Below are 23,810 nucleotides of genomic sequence, written 5' to 3'. Positions count from 1 at the left end.
TGGTCACTTCATCAGACATTGATATCAAAAATTGTTTTTGATGCTCGATGCTGTGAGTGCCCACACAGATTGCTTGATTCAAATTGTTAAAGAGCATCACGCTTATCGCGTTGAGGTGGCGCATCTTACGCTCCTCACTTCGAAAGTCAAGCGGTTGTTTTCGCTTTTCTTTCGGCGCTGACTTCACGAGGAAGCTGGCTCATCAGGTTGGCGTGGTCCGCCGTGCTGGTAGGGGCGCATTATAGGGAGCCGCGCAGCGATGACAAGGGATTTTTGCAAAAATGCGTTAGTTTGCTGAAAAAGCAGGCTCAAGCCTCTAAAACAAGGGCTTCAGCCTGCTTTCACGCCGCTTTTTTGCTCAATTCTTCGCTTTGCGCCTGGATATAGTTGACCCAGCTGGTCGCTCGCTGCTGCCAGTTATCCTGTTGTTGCAGTTCACGGGCCAGTTCCAGCGCCTGGGCATACTGCTCTTTATTGAGGTGCGCCTGCACCAGCAGCGCCTTGGCCCTGTTGCCTTGCTCTCCCTTCACCGACTTGATGGCCGCGAGCTGGGTCATGGCCGCATCCGTTCTACCTTGTTGCAACAACAGTTCGGCGGCGCGCATGGCCGCCTTGGGGTGAGCATGTTCCCGGGCAAGCAGTTGCCAGCTGTCGACGGCCTTCGGCCACTCGCGCGCCCCTTCCCACAATTGGGCCAGCAGTTGGCGGTTCTCGGCGTTCGGCCTCATCTGCCCCTTGGCCATGGCAGACTCCAGCAGACGGGCACCGCGATAGGGCAGTCCCTGCCAGGCATAAAGACGGATCAGCTGGTTGCGGGCAGCGGCATCGTCCATCAGTTGACGGTCGATGGCGGTTTGCAGCAGTGCCAGCGCCTGATCGCCGCGCTTGGCGGAGAGGTTGAGCGACACAGCCTGCTGCCACCACTTGCTCTCTTTCGGCTCGTAGCTGATCAGCTCTTCGGCCTGATCGGCCGCCACACCGTAGCGCTGCAGTGCGGTAAGGGCGGAGAGACGAATGATAGCGGCCTGCTTCTGCCAGCTCTTCTTCAACAGTTGTTCACTCTGACTGGCCGCCTCACCATACTGCTTGTTGTGGTAATAGAGGCCGGCCAGACGCAGGCGCAAGGCATCGTCAGCCTGGATGGCCAAAGCCGCCTTGTAGCTGGCGATGGCGCCGGCCCAGTTGGATTGCTGGGCCTGGATGTCGCCGCGCAGCCGCAGCAGTTGCAACTGTTGTTGCTCGGGCCACTCCTTATAGGCCAGGGCCTGCTCCACGTAGCGACTCGCCTGCGCGGTCTGCTGCAAGTTGGCGGCCAGGGATGCCTGCAACTGCGCCAGCCAGGCACGCTCAGCCTCGCTATTTGGTTTGAGGCCGGATGCCTTACTCTGGGCCTGTTGCCACTGGCCGGACTGATAGAGCTTCATCACGGGCTCCAGCTGGCGGGAGAAATGAGGGCTCACCTCCATCGCCAGACAGGCTTGGCTGACCAGGGCCAGCACACAGATCCAGATCCGCAACATGGTTATGACTCCAGTTTGAATTTGAGCGTGATGACTTGCACCAGCTTGTCGGTGGCGCCCGGTCTCGGCTGGTAGCGCCATTTGTTAATCGCCTGAATGGCCGCCCGCTCGAACTGACGCTTCGGCTTGGCCTCGACCACCTCCACATCCTGCACCCGGCCGTCTGCATCGACGCTGAAGCGCAAGGTCACCGACCCTTCGATGCCGGCCTGCTGGGCTCGATAGGGATAGACCGGCTCGATCCGCTGCAGCGGCATCAACATGTCGCCGGCACCGATCCCGACACCCTGCTGCTGGCCGTGGAAGTTGCCGCTCGCGACCGGGGTAGGGCTGGTCGCAACGCCAGGGGCATAGACCTGCACCGCACTGAGGCTGGAGACCAGATCCAGGCTCGGCTGCACCGAGGGCAGCGGGGCCGCCGCAGGCATAGGCAGCGGTGTCGAGGCCAGCGCGGCAGGCGGCTCCGGCAAGGGTTCCGGCTCCTGGGGTACCGGGCGCTCGCGCACCAGCACTTCAGTCACCTCGTTCTGCATATTGATGACGATGGATTTCTGCTCGGCGCTCGCCTTCTCCCCTCTGGGCGGCTCCACCAGGGTGGCCATGAACAGCAGGATCCCCAGACTGAGGGCAATCCCCAGTCCCAGGCTCATCAGCTTGTATTTCATTTCGTGGCCACCGCCACGGCGATGTTGGCGATGCCTGCCGCCTTGGCTTCATCCATCACCCGTACCACCTTGCCGTGGGGCACCCGCTCGTCGGCCTGGATCACCAGACTGGCATCAGGCTGTTCCGCCAGCAGGCGGGCGACGCTGGCCTGCACCCGCTCCACGTCGATCTGCTTGCGGTCGAGGAAGATCTGCCCCTGAGCGCCGATCGCCAGCATGATGCTGGAGGACTTCTGCGCCTTGGCCTGACTGGCCTGGGGCCTGTGCACCTCGAGCCCGGCTTCGCGCACGAAGGAGGTGGTGACAATAAAGAAGATCAACATGATGAAGACGATATCCAGCATGGGGGTCATGTCGATCTGCACTTCATCGCGCTGGCGTTTGGATTGCCGTCTCATTGCATTACCTTCTCTTCTCGCAGGCCGTCCCGGGTCTTGGCCAGCGCGCGCTTGGCCTGGCTCTCGAGTCGGCTGAGTAACAACACGCCGGAGAGAGCGACCACCATGCCAGCCATGGTAGGGATGGTGGCGCGGGAGATCCCACCCGCCATGCTCTCCGGGTTAAAGCGGTTGGCCGCGGCCAACGCATCGAATACGCCTATCATGCCGGTCACTGTACCCAGCAACCCCAGCATGGGGCAGAGCACCACCAGGGTGCGGATGAAGATCAGATGACGGTTGAGCTCAAGCTCGGCCTCGGCCAGCCAGCGCCCGCGAATCGCGCGAGCGTGCCAGCTGTGGCGCTCGCTGCGGGCCTGCCAGCGGCCAAGCAGCTGACGCTGCAACGGTGCAAACCCCAGGTTGAGGTAGAGCAGCCGCTCGATCATCAGAATCCACATCAGCACCAGCAAGGCCAGAATGACCCAGAGCACCGGGCCGCCACGGCCCATGAAACTCTGCAGCTGTTGCCAGATGTCGAGCATCATGCCACCCGCTCCATCCCGTCACGGTTGCTCTCGGCCCGCTCGGCCAAAATGCCGGCCACCTGCTGCTCCAGTACGTTGGAGAGTTCGGTGAAGCGGGATTGCAGCAGGCTGTGGGCCAGGATAAGCGGAATGGCCGCCACCAGACCCTGTACCGTGGTGACCAGCGCCATGGAGATGCCGCCCGCCATGATCTTGGGATCGCCGGTGCCGAACTGGGTGATGGCCTGGAAGGTGCCGATCATCCCGGTCACGGTACCGAGCAGGCCCAGCATGGGGGCAATGGCCGCGATCACCTTGACCATACCGATACCGCGCTCCATGCGAGGGGTCTCCTGCAGGATCGCCTCGTCGAGACGCAGCTCGAGGGTCTCCATACTCAGCTCGGGATGCTTGTCAGCCACCGTCAGCACCCGACCGAGGGCGTTGTCGGCATGATATTCGCCGCTCTTGAGCTGGCGACGAACCCGACCCAGTTCGCGGGAGAGGCTCCACAGCCGAACCCCGGCGATCCCCAGGCCGATGGCGGCCAGCAGCACGATAATGGCGCCAACCTGGCCGCCCTGCTGGACTTGCTGCCAGAAGGTGGGGGCTTGTGCCAGCATATCCAGCAGGGTGCCGTGGGAGGGATCCAGCGGCAGCGCTTCCCCCTCCTGACCCTGATAGGCGGCCGCAGCGGAGAGCACGCTGCCGGGCAGACCCAGCACCGGGCTCAGGCCTTCGGCGGTTGGCTGCAGGAACCCCTGCTCGCCAAACAGCACGAAGCTGCCGATCCGGGTCAACGTCTGCTCGCTGGCAGCCCCCTGGGCATCCAGCACCTTGCCGTCGAACTGGGCAACCCGGCCCGATTCACGGATCTCCTGCAGCAGGGTGGCGGGCAGCAGGGCGAGGGCGGCGCGATCCGGCACCTGCTTCTCCTGCGCCATGGCCTTGAGCGGGGCGAGGCGCTCGGGGTACTGGCCCTCGACGGCGGATTCGCTCAGCAGCTTGACCGCATCGCTGGCCCCCTGACGGGTCACCGCGAAGATCTCGTTCATGTCGCCGGAGGCCTGCTCCCACTGAGCATTGAGCTCCACCAGCTGCTTCTCGTTGCCGGCAAACTCGGCCGCCAGCTGCTTGCTCAGGCGCTGGGCCGCAGCCAGTTTGGCACGGGCACTGTTCAGCTCCTTGGAGACAGACGCCAGATCCTGCTGGGCCTGCTGCTCACGAGCCTGCTCCTGCTGCCGCCAGGCTTCATCGGCAACGGCAGTGGTGATGCCTAGGGAGAGGGCAATGGCGAGGGGGAACCACTTCATGGTGACGCTCATGACTGGGCCTCCTGACCACGGCTGACGGAAAGGGGGACATTCAACAACTGGGGAACCTTCTTGTCGGCAGCCATCTCCAGCGCCTCGGCAATGGGAGAGAGCCACTGGCTGTCGAGGGGCTGCCACTGCTTGCTCTGCGCAGACCAGCGCCAGGCCAGGGAGCGGTCGGCGGTCATCGCCAGCAGGGAGACCCGGCCCACCGCCAGCACATCGACCCGGCGCGGTGCGCCATCCAGCGCCAGCTCGGCAGAGTAGCTATCCAACCGGCTGCCGTATTCGGCTTCGATTTGGTAGGCCTGCAGCAGCTGGCGGAACTTCTCCGCCTCGCTCACGTCGGCTCGGGCCAGGGTCGCTTTCAACTGTTCAACCCGCGCCAGGCGATCTTCCTTGCGCAGCGGCATGTCATTTTGTACCAGCTGCTCCAGATCGGCCTGCATCTGCAGCATCAGCGGGATCAGGCCCTGCCGCGTCTCCTGTACCGCCTCCAGCTGCTGGCTCAGCTTGCCAAGCTCATTCTGCTGATCGGCCACCAGAGACTGCATGTAGCGGTTGTAGGCTTCCAGATCGCGCAGTTGCAGCTGGGCATTTTGCAGCTCCAGCCGGGCGGCAACGGCTGCATCGGCGGCTTTTTCCACGCGCTGCTGGGAGGCTTTCCCGGCGGCGATGCTGTTTTTCAGTGCCGGTGCGACCAACTCGTCGGCGCCAGCAGCGAAGTGGACTGACAGTGGCAACAAGGCCAAACCCCAAAACTTATTCATGATATAAATCTTAACAATGATAACTATTCTCATTGTCTCAAAGAGTCGGGCCAGTGGCAATCAGATGATTTTCTTGGCCTGTGGCCGAAAAAACAGGATACTTTTTAGACAAGCACGGGAATTACTGGCGTTGTTAGTCACAACACCATTCTAAATAACTAAAAAATGTCTTTTCGATCAGGATGATGAGTGGTCGAAAAAGGAGAGTTACATGTTTAACGATGCGATCTGGGAACACATAGATCGGTTCACCAAGGCCAAGAAAACGAGCGATATCCAGCAGCAACTGGAGCGCTTCAGCCATCAGATGGGCTTTGATTACTTCCGGCTGCTGATCATTTTTCCCATCAGCATGCAAAAGTCCCATGTGGCCTTGTTCAACAACTGTCCCACCAGCTGGTTTGACGCCTATTCGGAGCGCCACTACCTGACCCAGGATCCGGTCGTCTTCCTGGGGCTGAAGCAGACCCAGCCCATCTTCTGGAACAAGCTCGATTGCGATTCTCCCTGGTTGCCCAGTGCCAGCCGGGAGGTGATGAATCTGGCCGCCGACTTCGGGGTGAGAAACGGCGTCTCCTTCCCGCTCCACACCCCGCAGGGGGAGCACGGCATCCTCTCCTTCATCAGCAAGGAGAAGTCCAATTCTGAACTGATGTTTGAAAACGCTCCCACACTGTCGTTTTGCGCCAGTTATATCTTCGGTGCGGCGCTGCAGTTGATAAAGCGCAGACCCGAGCTGATGAAGCACCTTACCGAGCTGTCGGACCGGGAGAAGGAGTGCCTGTTCTGGGCCAGCGAGGGCAAGACCTCCTGGGAGATCGCCACCATCCTCGGCATCAGCGAGCGTACCGTGAACTTCCACCTCAATCAGGTCACCAACAAGACTGACTCCAAGAACCGCAACCAGGCGATCGCCAAGAGCATCTCCAGCGGCATCATAGTGCCCTCTCTGGACGACGTGACCATCACCAACCTGCGGCTGTCATAACGGCCACTCGATCAGACAAACAAAAAGAGCCGCAATGCGGCTCTTCTTCATTTCCGGCGACGGCTTATTCCACGGTCACGGATTTTGCCAGGTTGCGCGGCTGATCCACGTCGGTGCCCTTGATGAGGGCGACATGGTAGGAAAGCAGTTGCAACGGCACGGTGTAGACGATGGGCGCGATCACCTCTTCCACGTGGTTAAGGCTCATCACCCGCATGGTCTCGTCGCTCTTGAAGCCGGCATCCGCATCGGCGAACACATAGAGGATACCGCCACGGGCGCGCACCTCTTCCACGTTGGACTTGAGCTTCTCCAGCAGGTCGTTGTTCGGCGCCACGACTATGATGGGCATCTCGGCATCGATCAGCGCCAGCGGGCCGTGCTTGAGCTCACCGGCGGCATAGGCCTCGGCGTGGATATAGGAGATCTCTTTGAGCTTGAGCGCCCCCTCCATGGCGATGGGGTACTGGCTGCCGCGACCGAGGAACAGGCTGTGGTGCTTGTCGGCAAACTCTTCGGCCAGGGTCTCGATCTGCTTGGCCAGCGCCAGGCCTTCCTTGATGCGCAGCGGCAGGGCCTGCAACGCCTTGACCAGCTCGGCCTCGGCGGCGGCACTCAGGTTGCCACGGCAGTGACCGACCGAGGCCACCAGCATCAGCAGACCGGCCAGTTGGGTGGTGAACGCCTTGGTGGAGGCGACGCCTATCTCGGCACCGGCCCGGGTCATGAAGGCCAGGTCGGATTCGCGCACCAGGGAGGAACCCGGCACGTTGCAGATGGCCAGGGAGCTCATGTAGCCGGACTCCTTGGCTAGGCGCAGAGCCGCCAGGGTGTCGGCAGTCTCGCCGCTCTGGGACAGGGTCACCAGCAGGCTGTTGGGGCGCACCACGGACTTGCGATAGCGGAACTCGGAGGCGATCTCCACGTCGCAGGAGACACCGGCGATCTCCTCGAACCAGTAGCGGGCCACCATGCCGGAGTTGTAGGAGGTGCCGCAGGCCACGATCTGCACGTGCTCGACCTTGTCGAAGATGGCGCGGGCGCCGTTGCCGAAGGACTCGACCACCACGTGATCCGAACCCAGACGACCTTCCAGGGTATTGGTGATGGCCTTGGGCTGCTCGTAGATCTCTTTCAGCATGTAGTGGCGGTATTCGCCCTTGTCACCGGCATCGTGGGAGAGCTCGGACTCCAGCTCCTCACGCACCACGGCCTCGCCCTGGGTATCGAAGACATGCACGTCGCGACGGGTCACCTCGGCCACGTCCCCCTCTTCCAGGAAGATGAAGCGACGGGTCACCGGCAGCAACGCCATCTGGTCGGAGGCGATGAAGTTCTCGCCGATGCCGCGGCCGATCACCAGGGGGGAGCCGGATCGGGCCACCACCAGGCGGCTGTCGTCGCGGCTGTCCATCACGACGGTGCCGTAGGCGCCGCGCAGCTGCTTCACCGCAATCTGCATGGCGGCCAGCAGGCTAGGGGCGCTCTTCAGCTCGTGATGCACCAGATGGGCGATCACCTCGGTGTCGGTGTCGGAGCTGAACACATAGCCCAGCGCCTTCAACTCTTCCCGCAGCTCTTCGTGGTTCTCGATGATGCCGTTGTGTACCACCACGATATGCTCGGAGACGTGGGGGTGGGCGTTGCGCTCGGACGGCTCGCCGTGGGTCGCCCAGCGGGTGTGGGCGATGCCGGTGCCGCCGTGCACGGACTGCTCTTCGAGCGCCTTGGCCAGCTCGGCCACCTTGCCCAGACGGCGAACCCGCTGCAGCGGTCTATCGGCGCTGAACACGGCCACCCCGGCGGAGTCATAACCGCGGTATTCCAGACGGCGCAGGCCCTCTACCAGGATTTCAGCCACATCACGTTGGGCGACGGCCCCGACGATGCCACACATAGACTTCTCCTTGAGACGTAAGACGTTAATTCGATTGAATAATGGACGGTTCTGTTCACAGGGCCACGGGGGCGCAAATCAGCTGGATCCCCCTGGCCCGGATCTGTTCTCTGGCCGCACTGGCCAGCCCCTCGTCGGTCACCAGGGTATGGATACCGGACCAGGGCAGTTCGAGGTTCGGGATCTTGCGGCCGATCTTCTCCGACTCCACCATGACGATGACCTCCCGCGACACCTCGGCCATGACCCGGGAGAGACCCACCAGCTCGTTGAAGGTGGTGGTGCCTCGCTCAGGGTCTATGCCGTCGGCGCCGATGAACAGCTGGTCGAAGTCATAGGAGCGCAGCACCTGCTCCGCCACCTGGCCCTGGAAGGATTCGGAGTGGGGATCCCAGGTGCCGCCGGTCATCAGCAGGGTGGGTTCGTTCTCCAGCTCCCGCAGGGCGCCAGCCACGTTGAGGGAGTTGGTCATGACGATAAGGCCGCGCTTGCTGCCCAGCATGGGGATCATGGCGCTGGTGGTGCTGCCGCTGTCGATGATGATGCGATTGTGATCGCGGATCCGCTCGGCGGCGGCGCGGGCAATGGCCAGCTTTCGTTTCGAAACCTGATCCGGGTTGCTGTCCACCACCATCTCGCTGGGCAGGGGAACGGCACCGCCGTAGCGACGCAGCAACAGGCCACCGGTCTCCAGCACCGCCAGATCCTTGCGGATGGTCACTTCCGAGGTGGAGAAGTGTTTGGCCAGGGCGTCGACACTGACTTCACCCTGTTCCTGTACCAGGCTCACTATGGTGTGGCGACGCTGTTGAGTGTTGCGTTTGGTCATCATTAAGTTTCGATTCGAAAGAATGGCGAAATATTAATGCCTTTTCGGGAAAAATCAAACGGCAAATAGGATCCGATTTGCTTCGATGCCAGAATGGGCAAGCCGATTTGCGACGAGGACGCCATGCAAAAACGACTCATCTGGCTGGTGGAAGACGAGACCAGCATTGCCGACACCCTGATCTACGCCCTGCAGACCGACGGTTTCGAGGTGGAGTGGTTCCCCCTCGGACAGCCGTTGCTGGCGCGACTGGAACAGACGCAACCCGACTTCCTCATTCTGGATGTGGGACTGCCGGACATCAGCGGTTTCGAGCTGTGCAAGCAGGTGCGGACCCTGACCGACACGCCCCTGATGTTTCTCACCGCCCGCAGCGAGGAGATAGACAGGCTGATCGGGCTGGAAATAGGGGCAGACGACTATGTGGCCAAGCCCTTCTCGCCCCGCGAGGTGTGCGCCAGGGTGCGGGTGATACTGCGCCGCAGCCAGCCCAGCGCTCCCCAACCGAGCCAGCTGCTGGTGCTGGATGAGGAGCGGGCCCGCATCTGCTTCCATGGCCAGCCGCTGGCGCTCACTCGCTACGAATACCTGCTGCTCAAGACCCTGATGCTGGCGCCGGGCCGGGTCTATTCTCGCCAGCAGCTGATGGAGCTGGTGTGGAGCGGGGCGGAGGAGAGCCTGGATCGCACCGTGGACACCCATATCAAGACCATTCGCGCCAAGCTGCGGGAGCGGGACCCTGACGCCAACCTGATCCTGACCCACCGCGGGCTGGGCTACAGCCTGGAGCTGGCATGAACTCAGGGTGGCCGGGCACCGGCAGGGGGATGAGATGAGAATCGGATTGCAACTGCTGTGCGGCCTGGTGCTGATCTTCGCCCTGGCCGCCTGGTTCGTGCTGGAGATCTTCGTCGAGGAGATCAAACCAGGGGTGCGCAGCGCCACCGAAGATACCCTGGTCGACATGGCCCAGATGCTGGCGCCGCTGGCACTGGACGACATGCAGGAAGGGAAGATGGCGGATGGCAGGCTGGCCAGCGCCTTCGCCCGCCTCAACCAGAGCCCCATCAACGCCCTGATCGACGGTCACCTCAAGCAGCAGGCGGAGTACCGCATCTATGTGGTCGACCGCTGGGGCAAGGTGGTCTACGACTCGGACGGGGTGGATCTCGGCAAGGACTACTCGCGCTGGAACGACGTCTATCTGACCCTGCGGGGCGAATATGGCGCCCGCAGCACCCGCAGCGATCCCGACGACCCCGCCAGCTCGGTGATGCACGTGGCCGCCCCGCTGCGGGAAGGGGAGGTGATCCTCGGCTCCCTCACCGTCGCCAAACCCAACCGCACCCTGCTGCCCATGATAGAGCGCAGCGAACACCAGCTGCTGCAGGGGGCGGCCCTGCTGCTGTTCATCTCGCTGCTCATCGGCGCCCTGCTGGTGTGGTGGCTCAACCGCGCCATCGGCAAGCTGGTGCACTACGCCGATGCGGTCAGCCAGGGTCAGCCCGCCAGCCTGCCGCGCCTCTACAGCCCGGAGCTGGATCGACTCGGCCGCTCCCTGGAAACCATGCGTCGCCAGTTGGACGGCAAGGCCTATATCGAAGCCTATGTCCACAGCCTGACCCACGAACTCAAGAGCCCGCTGGCCGCCATTCGCGGGGCAGGGGAAATACTGACTGAGGCCCCGCCGCTAGACGTCGCAAAGCGCTTTATCGGCAACATCAATCTGGAGACGGCCCGCATGCAGCAGCTGATCGAGCGGATGCTGCAACTGGCCAGACTGGAATCTGGGCAGGGGCTGGACAGGCAGGCCATCGAGCCGGCCAAGCTGGGCAGACGGGTGCTCGACGCCCGCCAGATAGTCGCAGCCCGTCGCCATGTGGCCCTGACGGCAGAGCTAGCCGACGCCCCCAGGCAGAAGTGGGATCCCCTGCTGGTGGAGCAGGCCCTCGGCAACCTGCTGGACAACGCCCTCGACTTCTCACCCGCCGGGGGTCAGATCCGGCTGAGCGGCGCCATGGAGCAGGGGGGCTACTGCTTCCGGGTGCGGGATCAGGGACCAGGCATTCCCGACTTTGCGCTGCCCAGGATTTTCGAGCGCTTCTATTCGCTGCCCAGACCCGACAAGGGCAAGAGCAGCGGCCTCGGGCTCAGCTTCGCCACTGAGGTGGCGCGCCAGCACGGCGGCCGGCTGACCCTTGCCAACCAGCCGGACGGCGGCGTGCTGGCAGAGCTCTGGCTGCCCGGCAACTGAGGGCTCTTCACACTGAGCACACAGAGCCTGGCTAAGCTGCGCCTCCTCGATGACGACCTTCCCCGTCGATGCGCATTCCCATGAATCAAGGAGAGAGTGATGCCCCGTATGCTGTTGTCCGGCCTGCTTGCCGCCGGCCTCTTCTGTGCCCTGCCCGCCAGCGCCGCCTCTGGTTGCATGCTGTTTGCCGATGCCACCGGCAAACCCCTCAGCACCCAGGGGGAGTGTGCCGCCCAGTTGACCCCGGCCTCCACCTTCAAGATCCCGCTAGCCCTGATGGGCTATGACAGCGGCTTCCTGGTGGATGAGCAACTGCCGGCCCTGCCATTCAAACCCGGTGACCCTGACTTCCTGCCGGAGTGGAAGCAGACCATCACCCCAAGCAGCTGGATGCAATTCTCGGTCATCTGGTACTCACAGCGCCTCACCGAGTGGCTGGGAGAGGCGCGCTTCCAGCACTATGTCGACCGCTTCGACTACGGCAACCGGGATCTCTCGGGCAACCCGGGCAAGCACGACGGTCTGACCCAGGCCTGGCTCAGCTCCAGCCTCGCCATCAGCCCCCAAGAGCAGGCCCGCTTCCTCGGCAAGATGGTGAGCGGCAAGCTGCCGGTCTCCGCCCAGACCCTGCGCCACACCGCCAACCTGATGCGTCAGCCCGACATCGACGGTTGGCAGATCCACGGCAAGACCGGCATGGGTTACCCCAAGCTGCTGGATGGCAGTCTGGACAGGGAGCAGCAGATCGGCTGGTTCGTCGGCTGGGCCAGCAAGCAGGACAAGAAGCTCATCTTCGTCCACACCGTCATCCAGAAGCCGGGCAAACAGTTTGCCTCCCTGAAGGCCAGGGACGAGATATTTGCCGCCCTGCCGGTCGAGCTGAAGAAGTTGTAATGCCAACAAGAACCGGCGCCTGGCGCCGGTTTTTTTACCCCCTTCACCACCCCTTCACACAGCCCCATCTTCCCTTCACCCGACCCCGGCACACTCCTCTTCAACCACAAGGAGATGAGTCATGGTCAAACAGATTTTCAACCACAAGATCTTTCTGCTGCTGTTGCTCAGCCTGCTGCTGATGGTGCCGGTGCAATCCATCATGGAGCTGAACCGGGAGCGCCAGGCTTATCGCTCAGAAGCCATCCAGCAAATAATGGCCAGCACCAGCGGGCACCAGCGCCTGATAGGTCCCATCGTAGTACAGCCGTACACAAGCGGGCACATCCTGAACGATGGTAAGGAATCCCGGCGAGAAGTGGAAACCCTCTATCGCTACCTCCTACCGGAACAGCTGGATGCTACTGTCGACATGGAAGTTACTCCGCGCAAACTGGGGATTTACCAAGCCCAACCATATCAGGCCAACGTCACTCTGACCGGTCAATTACCTTCGCTCCCTGATTGGCAGCCTCCGCGCAACAGCCTACCCGGCCAACCCTATCTCAGCCTGGTCGTCTCCGATGCCCGCGGCATCACCCAGATCCCGGCCATCACCCTCGCCAACGAACCACTGGCCGTCATCCCAGGAGCCCGCCTTGGCACCTTGTCCGGCGTGCATGTCCCGCTGACGACCAAACAACAGCAAGGAGGGCGTTTCGAGGTAAGGTTTTCCCTGCAGGGCATGGAGAAATTCTCCCTGATCCCGATAGGCCGTGACAGCAAACTGACCCTCTCTGGTAACTGGCCTCATCCCAATTTTCTCGGTGACTTCCTGCCGACCAGCCGCAAGGTACAAGAGAAAGGATTCAACGCTCACTGGCAGACCAGCTGGTTTGCCACTGATATGGAAAACCAGTTCCACGACTCAATCTTCGGGCCCTCAGAAAAGCTGCCTAGTTTCAGCGTCAGCCTGGTGCAACCGGTGGATCACTATCAGCTTAACGAGCGGGCCGCCAAGTATGCCCTGCTGTTCATCGGCCTCACCTTCCTCAGCTTCTTCATGTTCGAGCTGCTCAGGGGGCTGCGGGTGCACCCGATTCAGTACGCCCTGGTGGGCATGGGGCTGGCCATCTTCTATCTGGTGCTGCTGGCCCTGACCGAGCATCTGGGCTTTGCCTGGGCCTATCTGATTGCCGCCCTGGCCAGCGTGGCCCTCAACGGCTTCTACCTGAGCTATGTCTTGGGCGGCCCGAAACAGGGCATGGGATTCTCAGCCCTGCTCGGGCTGGTCTACGCCATCCTGTTCGGCTTGCTGCAGGCCGAGGAGACAGCCCTGCTGCTCGGCGCCCTGCTGCTGTTCGCCATACTGGCGCTTGTCATGGTGCTGACCCGCAAGCTGGACTGGTACCGGGTGATGAGCCGCCCGGACGACCAAATCCCCGCAGCTGAACAGGCAGACTGAAAACAAAACCGGCGCCCTCGGGCGCCGGTTTGCATTTCATTGATCGGGCATCACTTCTTCTTGACCGGGCGAGCCCAGTTCTGGATGTGACGCTGGGGCACCCGGGTGATCACCAGCTCGTTCTCCGCCACGTCCTTGGTGATGGTCGAACCCGCCCCCAGGGTCGCCCCCTTGCCGATGCGCACCGGCGCCACCAGCTGGGTATCGGAGCCGACAAAGACGTCGTCCTCGATGATGGTCTGGAACTTGTTCACCCCGTCGTAGTTGCAGGTGATGGTGCCGGCACCGATATTCACCTTGGCACCGATCTCCGCATCCCCCAGATAGGTGAGGTGACCGCACTTGGAGCCCACCCCGAGGCGCGCCTTCTTCATCTCGACGAAGTTGCCGACGTGGGCATCCTGCTCCAGCACGGCGCCCGGGCGCAGACGGGTGAAGGGACCGACCGAGCACTGATCCGCGATCTGTGCCCCTTCGATGACGGAGTAGGGTTTCACCTCGGTGTGGTCGCCGATCACGCAATCCTTCAGCACGGCTCCGGCCCCGATGCGCACATGGTTGCCGAGCTTGACCTTGCCTTCGATGATGACGTTGACGTCGATCACCACCTCTTCCCCGATCTCCAGGGTGCCCCGCAGATCGAAACGGGCGGGGTCGATCAGGGTGGCGCCGGCGATCATCAGCTTCTCGGCCTGCATCTGCTGGTAGCTGCGTTCGAGCTGGGCCAGCTGCACCCGGTTGTTGGCCCCTTCCACTTCCATGGCGCTGTCCGGGTGGACGGCGGCGATGGGGCAGCCATCTCCATGGGCCATGGCAATCACGTCAGTCAGATAGAACTCCCCCTGGGCATTCTTGTTGTCTAGGCGCGACAGCCAGCTGCGCAGCTGGCCGCCGTTCGCCACCAGCACGCCGGTGTTCACCTCGCGGATGGCGAGCTGCTCGGCGTTGGCATCCTTCTGCTCGACAATGCCGACCACCTGACCATGTTCCCGCACGATGCGGCCATAGCCGGTGGGGTTGTCCAGCACCACGGTCAGCAGCGCCATGCCGTCGTCGGCCTTGGCGGCCAGCAACCGTTGCAGGGTCTCGGGCTGGATCAGCGGAGTATCGCCGTAGAGCACCAGCACGTCGTCTTGGTCATGCCAGAACGGGATGGCTTGGGCGACGGCATGGCCGGTCCCCAGCTGCTGTGCCTGCAGTACCCAGTTCAGGTCGGATGCCTGGATCCGCTCCTTCAGCAGCTCGGCACCGTGGCCATAGACCAGATGCAGCTGTTCGGCGCCGATCTGGCGAGCGGTATCGATCACATGGGAGACCATGGGCTTGTTGGCCACGGGGTGCAGCACCTTGGGGAGAACAGAACGCATACGAGTACCTTTACCCGCAGCCAGGATCACGACATTGAGAGACATAGCTAGCCTTTGAAACAGGTGGAAATGCTGGGCGGAGTCTATCCAACGGGCAAAAAAAAAGCGACCCGAAGGTCGCTTTTTGCATCACCGTGATTAGCGGTAATTCTTTTTGACGATATCGATAACCCGCAGCTGGGCCATTGCTTTGGCCAGCTCGGCAGATGCCTGAGCGTAGTCGATATCACCATGGGAGCTGTTGATCCGCTCTTCGGCGCGACGCTTGGCTTCCTGGGCTTTCGCCTCATCCAGGTCGTCGGCGCGAATGGCGGTATCGGCCAGCACGGTCACGGCTTCGGGTTGTACTTCCAGCATGCCGCCGGAGATGTACAGCACCTCTTCGCTACCATTTTGCTTGATCAAGCGGACCAGGCCCGGCTTGATGGCAGTCAGCAACGGAGCATGACCGTGGCGGAGACCCAGCTCACCTTCGGAGCCTGATACCTGGGCAGATTGCACCCGACCGGAAAACAGTTTCCCTTCGGCGCTCACCACATCCAGGTGAAAGGAGATCATCTCAGCCATGGGCCCTCCTATCGAGGCTTACAGTTTCTTGGACTTCTCGACGACTTCGTCGATGCCGCCAACCATGTAGAACGCCTGCTCGGGCAGATCGTCGTACTCGCCCTTCAGGATGCCCTGGAAGCCACGGATGGTTTCCTTCAGCGGCACGTACTTGCCCGGAGAACCGGTAAATACTTCGGCCACGAAGAACGGCTGGGACAGGAAACGCTCGATCTTACGGGCACGGGCTACGGTCAGTTTGTCTTCTTCTGACAGTTCATCCATACCCAGGATGGCGATGATGTCCTTCAGCTCCTTGTAGCGCTGCAGCACGGTCTGAACGCCACGAGCGGTCTCGTAGTGCTCCTTGCCTACCACCAGCGGATCCAGCTGACGGGAGGTGGAGTCCAGCGGGTCAACGGCCGGGTAGATACCCAATGCCGCGATCTGACGGGACAGTACGACGGTCGCATCCAGGTGGGCGAAGGTGGTCGCCGGAGACGGGTCGGTCAAGTCATCCGCAGGGACGTAAACGGCCTGTACGGAGGTGATGGAACCGGTCTTGGTGGAGGTGATGCGCTCTTGCAGAACACCCATCTCCTCGGCCAGGGTCGGCTGGTAACCTACTGCGGAAGGCATACGGCCCAGCAGTGCGGATACTTCGGTACCGGCCAGGGTGTAACGGTAGATGTTGTCCACGAAGAACAGCACGTCACGACCTTCGTCACGGAACTTCTCGGCCATGGTCAGGCCGGTCAGCGCCACGCGCAGACGGTTTCCGGGCGGCTCGTTCATCTGACCGTAAACCAGAGATACCTTGTCCAGTACGTTGGACTCCATCATCTCGTGGTAGAAGTCGTTACCCTCACGGGTACGCTCACCTACACCGGCGAACACGGAGTAACCGCTGTGCTCGATCGCGATGTTACGGATCAGCTCCATCATGTTGACGGTCTTGCCTACACCGGCGCCGCCGAACAGACCAACCTTACCACCCTTGGCGAACGGACATACCAGGTCGATAACCTTGATGCCGGTCTCCAGCAGCTCGGTGCTGTTGGACTGATCTTCGTAGCTGGGGGCTTCACGGTGGATGGACCAACGCTCTTCTTCGCCGATCGGGCCCTTCTCGTCGATGGGATCGCCCAGTACGTTCATGATACGGCCCAGGGTCGAGGTACCGACCGGTACCTGGATGGCCTTGCCGCTGTTAACTACTTCCAACCCACGACGCAGACCGTCGGAGGAACCCATGGTGATGCAACGCACGACGCCGCCGCCGATCTGTTGCTGAACTTCCAGTACCAGACCCTGGCCTTGGCCTTCGCTGACAACCTTCAGTGCATCGTACACCTGGGGCACGGCATTCTGCGGGAACTCGATGTCCACCACAGCGCCGATGATTTGGACGATGAAACCGTTACTCATGTCAAATCCTCTAAACCTTTGATAACCCTTGCCTTACACCGCGGCAGCACCGGAAACGATCTCAGTGAGCTCCTGGGTAATACTGGCCTGACGGGCCTTGTTGTATACCAGTTGCAGATCGTTAATCAGGTTGCCGGCGTTGTCAGTCGCGGCTTGCATGGCAACCATTCGGGCTGCCTGTTCACTTGCCAAGTTTTCAACCACACCCTGGTAGACCTGGGACTCGACGTAGCGAATCAGCAGGGTATCCAGCAGTTGCTTGGGATCCGGCTCATAGAGGTAATCCCAGTGGTGTTTCTTGGCGAGCTTGCTGTCTTCAGTTACGGGCAAAGGCAGCAGTTGATCGACTTTTGGTTGCTGAACCATGGTGTTGACGAACTTGTTGTACACCAGATACAGCCTGTCAATCTCACCGTTGTCGTAAGCCTTCAGCATGACCTTGACTGAACCAATCAGGTCATTGACGCTCGGGTTGTCACCCAGTCCGGAGACATGGGCTTTCACCTTGGCGCCGTGCCGTTCAAAGAAGTTGGAGGCCTTGTTACCGATCAGTGCCAGGTCAACCTTGGCACCGTTCGCGCTCCATTGCTTCATATCGTTGAGGGCAGCCTTGAACAGGTTGATGTTCAAACCACCACACAGGCCACGGTCGGTGGAGACGACGATGTAACCCACTCGCTTCACCTCACGTTCCATGAGGTAGGGGTGCTTGTATTCCAAGTTCCCCTGGGCGATATGGCCGATCACCTTGCGCATGGTTTCAGCGTACGGACGGCTGGCAGACATGCGTTCCTGCGCACGGCGCATCTTGCTCGCTGCCACCATTTCCATAGCGCTGGTGATCTTCTGAGTGTTCTTCACACTCCCGATCTTGTTACGTATCTCTTTTGCGCCGGCCATCTCTTCTCTCCATCAGGTGGCAGCTTGCGCTGCCACACACGCTTACCAGGTCTGGGTTGCCTTGAAGTCATCCAGCAACGCAGTCAGCTTGCCAACGATCGCATCGTTGTAGTCAGCCTTGGCATTGATTTCAGCCATCAGCTCACCATGCTGGGTATTGGCGTAAGAGAGCAGAGCGGCTTCGAAGTCGACGATCTTGCTCAGTTCGACATCGGCGAGATAACCCTTCTCGGCGGCGAACAGCACCAGGGATTGCTGGGCCACGCTCATCGGAGAGTACTGCTTCTGCTTCATCAGCTCGGTCACTTTCTGACCGTGATCCAGCTGCTTGCGGGTCGCATCGTCCAGATCGGAGGAGAACTGGGCGAAGGCCGCCAGCTCGCGGTACTGGGCCAGCGCGGTACGGATACCACCGGACAGCTTCTTGACGATCTTGGTCTGAGCCGCACCACCCACACGGGATACGGAAATACCCGGGTCAACCGCCGGACGGATGCCGGAGTTGAACAGCTGGGAGGTCAGGAAGATCTGGCCGTCGGTGATGGAGATCACGTTGGTCGGAACGAACGCGGAGACGTCGCCGGCCTGGGTTTCGATGATCGGCAGGGCGGTCAGAGAACCGGTCTGGCCTTTCACGGCACCCTTGGTGAACTTCTCGACGTACTCGGCGTTCACGCGAGCGGCACGCTCGAGCAGACGGGAGTGCAGATAGAAGACGTCGCCCGGGTAGGCTTCGCGTCCTGGCGGACGGCGCAGCAGCAGGGAGATCTGGCGATAGGCAACGGCCTGCTTGGACAGGTCATCATAGATGATCAGTGCGTCTTCGCCGCGGTCACGGAAGTACTCACCCATGGAGCAACCGGCATAGGGAGCCAGGTACTGCAGGGCGGCGGCTTCGGAGGCAGAGGCGACGACGACGATGGTGTTGGCCAGGGCACCGTGCTCTTCCAGCTTGCGCACCACGTTGGCGATGGTGGAGGCCTTCTGGCCGATCGCAACGTAGACGCACTTAATGCCGGAGTCTTTCTGGTTGATGATGGTGTCGATGGCGATGGCGGTCTTACCTACCTGACGGTCACCGATGATCAGCTCACGCTGGCCACGACCGATGGGGATCATGGCATCGATGGCTTTCAGACCGGTCTGGACTGGCTGGTCAACAGACTTACGCTCGATAACGCCCGGGGCGATCACTTCGATCGGCGAGTAGCCGTCGTGTTCTACCGGACCCTTACCGTCGATCGGCTGACCCAGGGTGTTGACCACCCGGCCCAACAGACCACGACCGACCGGCACTTCCAGAATACGGCCGGTCCCCTTTACCTTCATCCCTTCCGCCAGGTTGGCATAGGGACCCATGACAACGGCACCAACGGAGTCACGCTCCAGGTTCAATGCCAGAGCGAAGCGGTTGCCCGGCAGCTCGATCATCTCACCCTGCATGGCATCGGCCAGACCGTGGATACGAATGATACCGTCACTCACAGAGACGATGGTACCCTCGTTACGCGCTTCGCTTTTGACATCAAACTGCGCAATGCGCTGCTTGATCAGCTCGGCGATTTCAGTGGAATTCAGTTGCATGCTCTAATACCCCAATCAAGATTGCAGCGCATCGGCCATGCGATCCAGCTTACCGCGGACCGTGCCGTCGATAACGAGATCACCGGCCTTGATGAGCACCCCGGCCATCAAGGACGCATCTGTGCTGCAATTCAGCTTCACTTTGCGCGCGAGACGTTGTTCCAGAGAAGCCTGAATATTGGCTTTCTGCTGGTCGGTCAGTTCGATCGCCGAAATCACGTCAGCCTGAACTTCTTTGTCCAGTTCAGCCTTGAGCGCGACGAATTCGGCAACGACCGCCGGCAGCACACCCAAGCGACCATTCTCGGCCATCACCCGGATCAGGTTCTGACCGTGCTCGTTGAGCTGCTCACCGCAGACACCGACAAACAGGTTTGCCAGTTCTTCGGCAGCCACGGAGCCGTTTACCAGGTTGTGGATGGTCTCGTTCTCTGCCACCTGAGCGGCGAAATCGAGCATCTCCAGCCATTGGTCAACCGCCTTGTGCTCAACGGCAAACTCGAAAGCAGCCTTGGCGTAGGGGCGAGCGATTGTAGTCAGTTCAGACATAGCCCCGTTCCCGTTACAGTTCTGCTACCAGTTTGTCGACGATGTCGCTGTTGGCAGCCTGGTCGATTTGGCGTGCCAGGATCTTCTCTGCACCCGCGATGGCAAGAGCAGCAACCTGCTTGCGCAGTTCTTCTTTGGCACGATGACGTTCAGCTTCGATCTCTGCACGGCCCTGAGCCAGGATTTTTTCCCGCTCTGCTTGAGCTCCGACAGCGGCCTCGTCAATGATCTGGGCTTTGCGTTTGTTGGCCTGATCGATGATTTCAGCAGCCTGAAGCTTGGCTTCTTTCAGCTGATCGGTGGCGTTGGCCTTGGCCAGCTCCAGATCTTTCTTGGCACGCTCTGCAGAAGAGAGGCCGTCAGCGATTTCTTTCTGACGGGCTTCGATGGCAGCCATCAGCGGCGGCCATACGTACTTCATGCAAAACACTACGAAGATGAAAAAAGCAACTGCTTGGCCGAGGAGGGTGGCGTTGATATTCACAGCCGATGTCCTCTTTAGTTAGTTAATGGGTTCTGCGTGAGTCGAGACGACTTAGGCAACCGCAAACATCACGTACAGACCCAGACCAACGGCGATCATCGGGATCGCATCCACCAGACCCATCACGATGAAGAACTGGGTACGCAGAACAGGGATCAGGTCAGGTTGGCGAGCCGCACCTTCCAGGAACTTGCCACCCAGGATACCGATACCGATGGAGGCGCCGATAGCCGCCAGACCCATCATCATTGCAGCAGCGATGTACAGCAGGTCCATGTTCAAGTTTTCCATGAGGATCTCCATTTATTTAGATGTAATTGATTGTATAAAAAGGATTATTTGAGTTGCATCAACCATGGTCTTCCTGCGCCATCGACAGATAGACGATGGTCAGAACCATGAAGATAAACGCCTGCAAAGTGATGATCAGGATGTGGAAGATTGCCCAAGGCACGGACAGGATCCACTGTGACCACCAGGGTAACAAACCCGCAATCAGGATGAAGATCAGTTCGCCAGCATACATGTTGCCGAACAGTCGCAGACCCAATGAAACAGGCTTGGAAATCAACGTGACGGTTTCAAGGATGAAGTTAACCGGGATGGCAGCAGGGTGGTTGAAAGGCTGAAGCGTCAGCTCCTTCACGAACCCGCTGATACCCTTGACCTTGATGCTGTAGTACAGGATCAAGAAGAACACGCCCAAAGCCATGGACATGGTGATGTTAACGTCAGCAGAGGGAACCACACGCAGATAGGGAACACCCATCAACTGTGCAGCGTGAGGGATAAAGTCAACGGGGATCAGGTCCATGAAGTTCATCAGGAAGATCCACACGAACACCGTCAGAGCCAAAGGCGCGATGACCTTGTTGCGACCATGAAAGATGTCTTTGACGTTACCATTCACAAACTCGACCAGCATCTCCACAAAGCACTGAAGCTTACCGGGCACACCGCTGGTGGCCTTGACGGCAACCTTGCGGAACAACCAGATAAACAGGGCGCCTAGCACGACGGAAAATATCATGGAATCGATATTCACCGTCCAGAACCCGGACCCTACTTGCAGATGGGTCAGGTGGTGGGAGATATATCCCTGAGGAGTCAGGACTTCTCCGGTTGCAGACATGAGTTTTCCTAATAGTGGTTGTTAAGCGTGAATGAAACTATCCACTGTACAACGAGGGCGAGGATATAAGTGGCGAAGAACGAGACGGTGTCGACCTCGATCCCGGCGCCAAACATCAGGGCGAAAAGTCCTGTTGTAGTAATGAGCTTAATCCCTGCCCCACCATAAAAGTCCCGCAAGACCAGGCCCACGCTCTCTTTCGTCACCTTGCGGCGCAGAACCCAGAGCGTGAACAGGGCCTGAGGAACCCAGTACATCCCCCCTCCGTAGAGAGAGGATTGTCCGGCAAAGACCCCCTTCTGATAAAACCAGACGGAGCCGATTGCCAGGATCAGGATGAGCTGACAAACGAGCATAGCCAAGGCCAGCGTCAAACCTTCCAAGGCTATTTTCTGCTTCACCAACCTACCCCTGAACATTACAGAACTGTAAAAAATCGGGATCCGAAGACCCCAGGTTCACAGCTCGAAAAGCCGGTCAAATTATACCCGTGGAGACGGCTATTGCAACATGGCAAAAATCCTTAATTTTTGCGGCTTTCCGCGCGAAATTAAGGTTATGTTCATAACGAAAGGAATGGATGTTTTATTACTACAAAAAGCGTAAAAATCACGATTCTGACAGGCCAAAATAGCCCAATACCCGGTCCAAATCCGCTAAGTTATCGTAACTAATTACTAACTTGCCGCTATCTTTTTTGCCCGGCTGAAGTTGCACCTGATTGCCAATTTTTTCTGAAATCTGGCGCTCGAGATAACCAAACTGGGGATCGCGGACATGCTCGATCCTGGTTTTTGCCGGTTCCAGCGCTTTTTGCACCAGCTTCTCGGTATCTCGCACTGTCAGCCCCTTCTGGGACACCAGTTTGGCCAGCTCGGACTGGGCCGGGCCGCTCAGGGCCAGCAGGGCACGGGCATGGCCCATGTCGAGATCGCCATGCTCCACGAAGCGCTTCACGTCCTCGTTGAGCTGGTTGAGGCGCAACAGGTTGGTCACCGTGGTGCGGGACTTGCCCACCGCATCGGCCACCTGCTGATGGGTCAGTTCGAACTCGGTCAGCAGGCGCTGCAGGGCGACCGCCTCCTCGATGGCGTTGAGATCCTCGCGCTGGATGTTCTCGATCAGCGCGATGGCGACAGCCGCCTCGTCAGGCACCTCCTTGACCAGGCAGGGTACCACCTCGAGCCGGGCCAGCTGGGAGGCACGCCAGCGCCGTTCACCGGCGATGATCTCGAATCGGTTCTCGCCGATGGAGCGTACCACTATGGGCTGAATCACACCTTGCGCACGGATGGAGTTGGCCAGATCCTCCAGCGCATCCTGTGACATGTCCTTGCGGGGCTGGTACTTGCCGGACTGCAGCCACTCCACCGGAAGCTTGCGCAGCTCGCCCTGATTGGCGGGGGCCATGGCTTGTTCGGTACGCTGGTCGCTCATCACCTGTTTCTGGCGGGCGGCCGTGCTGGTGCTGAGCAGGGCGTCCAGCCCCTTGCCCAACCCACGTTTCTTCGGCGTCATAGGCTCTCTCGATCTGCGGTGATCGGCTGGAATTCCTGCTCCTGGCGACGCAGGATCTCGCCAGCCAGGGCCAGATAGGCCTTGGCTCCCACCGATGATTTGTCATAGTGCATGGCCGGAGCGCCAAAGCTCGGCGCCTCCGCCAGTCTTACGTTGCGGGGGATGATGGTGCGGTAGACCTTGTCCCCGAAATGCTGTTTCAGCTGATCGGACACATCATTGGCCAGCCGGTTGCGGTGATCGAACATGGTGCGCAGCACCCCCTCGATCTTCAGCTCCGGATTGACCACGGCTGCCAGCTTGCTGATGGTGTCCACCAGGGCGGTGAGCCCTTCCAGCGCATAGTATTCGCACTGCATGGGTACCAGCACGGAGTCGGCGGCGGCCATGGCGTTGACGGTCAGCATGTTGAGAGAGGGCGGACAGTCGATGAAGACGTAGTCGTACTTGTCCCGGACCGAGGCCAAGGCGTTGCGCAGGCGGATCTCGCGGGCAAAGAACTCCATCAGGCGGATTTCTGCCGCGGTCACGTCGGCGTTGGCGGCGATCAGGTGATAGCCTCCCGAGGTCTCGGGGATGATCACCTCGCCGATGGGGGCATCTTCGATCAGCAGTTCATAGGCGGTGCGTTCGACATCGTACTTGTCGACACCGCTGCCCATGGTGGCATTGCCCTGCGGATCCAGATCGATCACCAGCACCTTGCGCCGGGTGGCGGCCATGGAGGCGGCCAGATTCACACAGGTGGTGGTTTTACCCACTCCACCCTTCTGGTTGGCTATGGCAATGACTTTTCCCACACTGTCCCCTAAATGAATGCGGCG

At 60.5% G+C, this 23,810-nt stretch carries 25 protein-coding genes; 5 read left to right on the top strand and 20 right to left on the bottom strand.

The window, feature by feature from the left end:
* Nucleotides 1-341 precede the first annotated feature (341 nt).
* Genes AB5Y72_RS13485 through AB5Y72_RS13460 form a run of 6 tightly spaced genes read right to left on the bottom strand, consistent with a single transcriptional unit; the run spans nt 342 to nt 5,172 of the window.
* Nucleotides 342-1,520 (bottom strand): hypothetical protein, encoded by a 1,179-nt coding sequence (locus tag AB5Y72_RS13485; RefSeq protein ID WP_216991357.1) that lies wholly within the window; start codon nt 1,518-1,520, stop codon nt 342-344.
* Between the two features lie 2 nt (nt 1,521-1,522).
* Nucleotides 1,523-2,185 (bottom strand): TonB family protein, encoded by a 663-nt coding sequence (locus AB5Y72_RS13480; RefSeq protein WP_325783272.1) that lies wholly within the window; start codon nt 2,183-2,185, stop codon nt 1,523-1,525.
* Nucleotides 2,182-2,583: a biopolymer transporter ExbD gene (locus tag AB5Y72_RS13475; RefSeq protein WP_216991359.1), complete on the bottom strand. Its 402-nt coding sequence runs from the start codon at nt 2,581-2,583 to the stop codon at nt 2,182-2,184. Before AB5Y72_RS13475 ends, AB5Y72_RS13480 begins: the two co-directional genes overlap by 4 nt.
* Nucleotides 2,580-3,110: a MotA/TolQ/ExbB proton channel family protein gene (locus AB5Y72_RS13470; RefSeq protein WP_005307253.1), complete on the bottom strand. Its 531-nt coding sequence runs from the start codon at nt 3,108-3,110 to the stop codon at nt 2,580-2,582. Before AB5Y72_RS13470 ends, AB5Y72_RS13475 begins: the two co-directional genes overlap by 4 nt.
* A complete protein-coding gene (locus tag AB5Y72_RS13465; protein ID WP_325783273.1) occupies nt 3,107-4,414 on the bottom strand; it encodes a MotA/TolQ/ExbB proton channel family protein in 1,308 nt (435 codons plus the stop codon). The genes AB5Y72_RS13470 and AB5Y72_RS13465 overlap by 4 nt, the downstream gene beginning before the upstream one ends.
* Entirely contained in the window at nt 4,411-5,172 is a 762-nt protein-coding gene (locus AB5Y72_RS13460; RefSeq protein ID WP_042079093.1) for a DUF3450 domain-containing protein, read from the bottom strand. Before AB5Y72_RS13460 ends, AB5Y72_RS13465 begins: the two co-directional genes overlap by 4 nt.
* A 211-nt stretch (nt 5,173-5,383) precedes the next feature.
* Here AB5Y72_RS13460 and AB5Y72_RS13455 point away from each other — a divergent pair, with 211 nt between their 5' ends.
* Entirely contained in the window at nt 5,384-6,160 is a 777-nt protein-coding gene (locus AB5Y72_RS13455; RefSeq protein WP_042079092.1) for a LuxR family transcriptional regulator, read from the top strand.
* Nucleotides 6,161-6,224: 64 nt separating this feature from the next.
* Here the strand turns inward: AB5Y72_RS13455 and glmS are convergent, their stop codons facing one another.
* Both glmS and AB5Y72_RS13445 read right to left on the bottom strand, forming a co-directional pair.
* Entirely contained in the window at nt 6,225-8,057 is a 1,833-nt protein-coding gene (gene glmS / locus AB5Y72_RS13450) for a glutamine--fructose-6-phosphate transaminase (isomerizing) (RefSeq protein ID WP_042079090.1), read from the bottom strand.
* A 55-nt stretch (nt 8,058-8,112) separates the two neighbouring features.
* Nucleotides 8,113-8,886, bottom strand: coding sequence for a DeoR/GlpR family DNA-binding transcription regulator (locus tag AB5Y72_RS13445; protein ID WP_042079089.1), 774 nt, complete (start codon nt 8,884-8,886; stop codon nt 8,113-8,115).
* A gap of 123 nt (nt 8,887-9,009) precedes the next feature.
* Between AB5Y72_RS13445 and blrA the strand changes: the two genes are divergently transcribed.
* From blrA to creD, 4 genes are all read left to right on the top strand, one after another.
* On the top strand, nt 9,010-9,684 hold the full coding sequence (gene blrA / locus AB5Y72_RS13440; RefSeq protein WP_042079106.1) for a beta-lactam response regulator transcription factor BlrA: 675 nt from the start codon (nt 9,010-9,012) through the stop codon (nt 9,682-9,684).
* A 34-nt stretch (nt 9,685-9,718) separates the two neighbouring features.
* Nucleotides 9,719-11,140, top strand: a complete 1,422-nt coding sequence (gene blrB, locus AB5Y72_RS13435; RefSeq protein ID WP_209794772.1) for a beta-lactam sensor histidine kinase BlrB — start codon at nt 9,719-9,721, stop codon at nt 11,138-11,140.
* Between the two features lie 99 nt (nt 11,141-11,239).
* Complete coding sequence (gene blaOXA, locus AB5Y72_RS13430) at nt 11,240-12,034, top strand: class D beta-lactamase (RefSeq protein WP_209794773.1); 795 nt, start codon at nt 11,240-11,242, stop codon at nt 12,032-12,034.
* 121 nt (nt 12,035-12,155) lie between these two features.
* On the top strand, nt 12,156-13,478 hold the full coding sequence (creD, locus tag AB5Y72_RS13425) for a cell envelope integrity protein CreD (protein ID WP_325783274.1): 1,323 nt from the start codon (nt 12,156-12,158) through the stop codon (nt 13,476-13,478).
* A 50-nt stretch (nt 13,479-13,528) separates the two neighbouring features.
* Here creD and glmU read toward each other — a convergent pair whose 3' ends face one another.
* The 12 genes from glmU to AB5Y72_RS13365 all read right to left on the bottom strand — a co-directional run bounded on the left by glmU (nt 13,529) and on the right by AB5Y72_RS13365 (nt 23,786).
* Nucleotides 13,529-14,890 (bottom strand): bifunctional UDP-N-acetylglucosamine diphosphorylase/glucosamine-1-phosphate N-acetyltransferase GlmU, encoded by a 1,362-nt coding sequence (glmU, locus tag AB5Y72_RS13420; RefSeq protein WP_325783275.1) that lies wholly within the window; start codon nt 14,888-14,890, stop codon nt 13,529-13,531.
* A gap of 93 nt (nt 14,891-14,983) precedes the next feature.
* Nucleotides 14,984-15,412, bottom strand: coding sequence for a F0F1 ATP synthase subunit epsilon (locus AB5Y72_RS13415; RefSeq protein WP_010672259.1), 429 nt, complete (start codon nt 15,410-15,412; stop codon nt 14,984-14,986).
* An 18-nt stretch (nt 15,413-15,430) separates the two neighbouring features.
* Nucleotides 15,431-16,819: a F0F1 ATP synthase subunit beta gene (gene atpD, locus AB5Y72_RS13410; RefSeq protein ID WP_010672260.1), complete on the bottom strand. Its 1,389-nt coding sequence runs from the start codon at nt 16,817-16,819 to the stop codon at nt 15,431-15,433.
* A gap of 33 nt (nt 16,820-16,852) precedes the next feature.
* The gene (atpG, locus tag AB5Y72_RS13405; RefSeq protein ID WP_042079084.1) at nt 16,853-17,719 is read right to left on the bottom strand and encodes a F0F1 ATP synthase subunit gamma; all 867 of its coding nucleotides are present in this window, start codon (nt 17,717-17,719) and stop codon (nt 16,853-16,855) included.
* Nucleotides 17,720-17,761: 42 nt separating this feature from the next.
* Nucleotides 17,762-19,303 (bottom strand): F0F1 ATP synthase subunit alpha, encoded by a 1,542-nt coding sequence (atpA, locus tag AB5Y72_RS13400; RefSeq protein ID WP_042079083.1) that lies wholly within the window; start codon nt 19,301-19,303, stop codon nt 17,762-17,764.
* 15 nt (nt 19,304-19,318) lie between these two features.
* Entirely contained in the window at nt 19,319-19,852 is a 534-nt protein-coding gene (gene atpH, locus AB5Y72_RS13395; protein ID WP_042079082.1) for a F0F1 ATP synthase subunit delta, read from the bottom strand.
* A gap of 13 nt (nt 19,853-19,865) precedes the next feature.
* Nucleotides 19,866-20,336, bottom strand: a complete 471-nt coding sequence (atpF, locus tag AB5Y72_RS13390) for a F0F1 ATP synthase subunit B (protein WP_010672264.1) — start codon at nt 20,334-20,336, stop codon at nt 19,866-19,868.
* 51 nt (nt 20,337-20,387) lie between these two features.
* Nucleotides 20,388-20,627, bottom strand: a complete 240-nt coding sequence (gene atpE / locus AB5Y72_RS13385) for a F0F1 ATP synthase subunit C (protein WP_010672265.1) — start codon at nt 20,625-20,627, stop codon at nt 20,388-20,390.
* A gap of 58 nt (nt 20,628-20,685) precedes the next feature.
* The gene (gene atpB, locus AB5Y72_RS13380; protein ID WP_010672266.1) at nt 20,686-21,468 is read right to left on the bottom strand and encodes a F0F1 ATP synthase subunit A; all 783 of its coding nucleotides are present in this window, start codon (nt 21,466-21,468) and stop codon (nt 20,686-20,688) included.
* A gap of 8 nt (nt 21,469-21,476) precedes the next feature.
* The gene (locus tag AB5Y72_RS13375) at nt 21,477-21,887 is read right to left on the bottom strand and encodes an ATP synthase subunit I (RefSeq protein ID WP_042079080.1); all 411 of its coding nucleotides are present in this window, start codon (nt 21,885-21,887) and stop codon (nt 21,477-21,479) included.
* 190 nt (nt 21,888-22,077) lie between these two features.
* Entirely contained in the window at nt 22,078-22,986 is a 909-nt protein-coding gene (locus AB5Y72_RS13370) for a ParB/RepB/Spo0J family partition protein (protein ID WP_325783276.1), read from the bottom strand.
* A complete protein-coding gene (locus tag AB5Y72_RS13365; RefSeq protein ID WP_209794776.1) occupies nt 22,983-23,786 on the bottom strand; it encodes a ParA family protein in 804 nt (267 codons plus the stop codon). Before AB5Y72_RS13365 ends, AB5Y72_RS13370 begins: the two co-directional genes overlap by 4 nt.
* Between the last annotated feature and the right edge of the window lie 24 nt (nt 23,787-23,810).

It is taken from the genome of Aeromonas sp. R7-4, from assembly GCF_040908055.1.
Classification (GTDB): Bacteria; Pseudomonadota; Gammaproteobacteria; order Enterobacterales; family Aeromonadaceae; genus Aeromonas; species Aeromonas sanarellii.
This window is presented reverse-complemented; position numbering and strand designations above follow the sequence as displayed.

Bases quoted from the DNA above. Each gene is read 5' to 3' on its own strand.
- AB5Y72_RS13485 (WP_216991357.1), bottom strand. From the start codon at position 1,520: ATGTTGCGGATCTGGATCTGTGTGCTGGCCCTGGTCAGCCAAGCCTGT.
- AB5Y72_RS13480 (WP_325783272.1), bottom strand. From the start codon at position 2,185: ATGAAATACAAGCTGATGAGCCTGGGACTGGGGATTGCCCTCAGTCTG.
- AB5Y72_RS13475 (WP_216991359.1), bottom strand. From the start codon at position 2,583: ATGAGACGGCAATCCAAACGCCAGCGCGATGAAGTGCAGATCGACATG.
- AB5Y72_RS13470 (WP_005307253.1), bottom strand. From the start codon at position 3,110: ATGATGCTCGACATCTGGCAACAGCTGCAGAGTTTCATGGGCCGTGGC.
- AB5Y72_RS13465 (WP_325783273.1), bottom strand. From the start codon at position 4,414: ATGAGCGTCACCATGAAGTGGTTCCCCCTCGCCATTGCCCTCTCCCTA.
- AB5Y72_RS13460 (WP_042079093.1), bottom strand. From the start codon at position 5,172: ATGAATAAGTTTTGGGGTTTGGCCTTGTTGCCACTGTCAGTCCACTTC.
- AB5Y72_RS13455 (WP_042079092.1), top strand. From the start codon at position 5,384: ATGTTTAACGATGCGATCTGGGAACACATAGATCGGTTCACCAAGGCC.
- glmS (WP_042079090.1), bottom strand. From the start codon at position 8,057: ATGTGTGGCATCGTCGGGGCCGTCGCCCAACGTGATGTGGCTGAAATC.
- AB5Y72_RS13445 (WP_042079089.1), bottom strand. From the start codon at position 8,886: ATGACCAAACGCAACACTCAACAGCGTCGCCACACCATAGTGAGCCTG.
- blrA (WP_042079106.1), top strand. From the start codon at position 9,010: ATGCAAAAACGACTCATCTGGCTGGTGGAAGACGAGACCAGCATTGCC.
- blrB (WP_209794772.1), top strand. From the start codon at position 9,719: ATGAGAATCGGATTGCAACTGCTGTGCGGCCTGGTGCTGATCTTCGCC.
- blaOXA (WP_209794773.1), top strand. From the start codon at position 11,240: ATGCCCCGTATGCTGTTGTCCGGCCTGCTTGCCGCCGGCCTCTTCTGT.
- creD (WP_325783274.1), top strand. From the start codon at position 12,156: ATGGTCAAACAGATTTTCAACCACAAGATCTTTCTGCTGCTGTTGCTC.
- glmU (WP_325783275.1), bottom strand. From the start codon at position 14,890: ATGTCTCTCAATGTCGTGATCCTGGCTGCGGGTAAAGGTACTCGTATG.
- AB5Y72_RS13415 (WP_010672259.1), bottom strand. From the start codon at position 15,412: ATGGCTGAGATGATCTCCTTTCACCTGGATGTGGTGAGCGCCGAAGGG.
- atpD (WP_010672260.1), bottom strand. From the start codon at position 16,819: ATGAGTAACGGTTTCATCGTCCAAATCATCGGCGCTGTGGTGGACATC.
- atpG (WP_042079084.1), bottom strand. From the start codon at position 17,719: ATGGCCGGCGCAAAAGAGATACGTAACAAGATCGGGAGTGTGAAGAAC.
- atpA (WP_042079083.1), bottom strand. From the start codon at position 19,303: ATGCAACTGAATTCCACTGAAATCGCCGAGCTGATCAAGCAGCGCATT.
- atpH (WP_042079082.1), bottom strand. From the start codon at position 19,852: ATGTCTGAACTGACTACAATCGCTCGCCCCTACGCCAAGGCTGCTTTC.
- atpE (WP_010672265.1), bottom strand. From the start codon at position 20,627: ATGGAAAACTTGAACATGGACCTGCTGTACATCGCTGCTGCAATGATG.
- atpB (WP_010672266.1), bottom strand. From the start codon at position 21,468: ATGTCTGCAACCGGAGAAGTCCTGACTCCTCAGGGATATATCTCCCAC.
- AB5Y72_RS13375 (WP_042079080.1), bottom strand. From the start codon at position 21,887: ATGTTCAGGGGTAGGTTGGTGAAGCAGAAAATAGCCTTGGAAGGTTTG.
- AB5Y72_RS13370 (WP_325783276.1), bottom strand. From the start codon at position 22,986: ATGACGCCGAAGAAACGTGGGTTGGGCAAGGGGCTGGACGCCCTGCTC.